1 protein-coding gene and 1 pseudogene are annotated in these 1170 nt (G+C 63.0%); one reads left to right on the forward strand and one right to left on the reverse strand.

Annotation, left to right across the window (positions count from 1 at the left end; all coding sequences use genetic code 11):
- A partial coding sequence (locus EN935_RS36910; protein ID WP_127374288.1) for an autotransporter outer membrane beta-barrel domain-containing protein occupies positions 1–1007 on the forward strand: 1007 nt, incomplete at its 5' end.
- Positions 1008–1058: 51 nt separating this feature from the next.
- Here EN935_RS36910 and EN935_RS42535 read toward each other — a convergent pair.
- Positions 1059–1170, reverse strand: a pseudogene (locus tag EN935_RS42535) (LysE family translocator); the annotation flags it as partial.

A 1170-nucleotide genomic window follows, 5' to 3' on the forward strand; every position in this document is an offset into this window, starting at 1 on the left:
CGGTGGTGCCGACGGCGGCGCCCGACCTGCCGACACCGGCCGCGGGAGAGGAAATCCTGCTCTATCGCATCGAGGTTCCGGTCTATTCGGCCTTGCCGCCGGTCGCCGAACATCTGGCGATGACCACGCTCGGTACCTTCCACGAACGGCGCGGCGAGCAGAGCCTGTTGTCGAACATGGAGCTGTCGCCGGTCTGGGGCCGCATTTTCGGTCAGGACACCAAGATGGCCTGGTCGGGAACGGTGTCGCCGTCTTTCGACGGCACACTGTTCGGCTTCCAGGGCGGCTTCGATCTGTTCGGCCGAGAAACCAGCTCCGGTTCGGTCGATCGCGCCGGCCTGTTCATCGCCTATGCCAGCATGAATGGTGATGTGCGCGGCCAGGCGCTGGGACAGGACAATCTATCCGTCGGCGGTATCGATCTCGACGGCACCAGTGTCGGCGGCTACTGGACCCGCATCGGCCAAGGCGGTTGGTATCTGGACGGCGTCTTGATGGCCACCTTCTTCGGGGGAAATGCGACATCGTCGCGTGACATCGGCATCGATGTCGGCGGCACCGGCGTCACAGCTTCGTTGGAAGGCGGTTATCCCATAGCGCTAGGACAAGGCTGGACGCTCGAGCCGCAGGCGCAACTGGTCTGGCAGCATCTGTCGCTCGACGATACCTCGGACCGCTTTGCTTCGGTTTCCTTCGATTCCGACGGCAGCGTCACCGGCCGGCTGGGCGCACGGCTGCAAGGCGAGACAACGATCAACGGCATGGCGCTGCAGCCCTACCTCAAGGCCAACATCTGGCACGATTTCGGCGGTACCAGCCATGTCAATTTCGACACCACCGATATCTCGACCGAGGGCAAATCGACCTCGTTCGAATTCGGCGGCGGCGTGATCGCCAAGGTGACGGACAAGGTCAGCATCTTCGCCACCGGCGACTACACCACCAATCTCGGCGGCGACAAACGCCGTATCCTCGAAGGCAATCTCGGCTTCAGCGTCAAATGGTAAGGCCGATCGTGACCCCGAAAAACAGTTTCGGGGTCATGCCAAAAAGAGAGCCTAGTTGCTGGAACGCATCGCCACCGTGGCGATGCCGGCGCCGACCAGCAGCGTGCCGCCGGTGCGGTTGAAGATGCGGATTGCCTTGGGATTGCGCACCACGTTGCGGGCG

It is taken from the genome of Mesorhizobium sp. M7D.F.Ca.US.004.03.1.1, from assembly GCF_003998635.1.
GTDB lineage: Bacteria > Pseudomonadota > Alphaproteobacteria > Rhizobiales > Rhizobiaceae > Mesorhizobium > Mesorhizobium loti.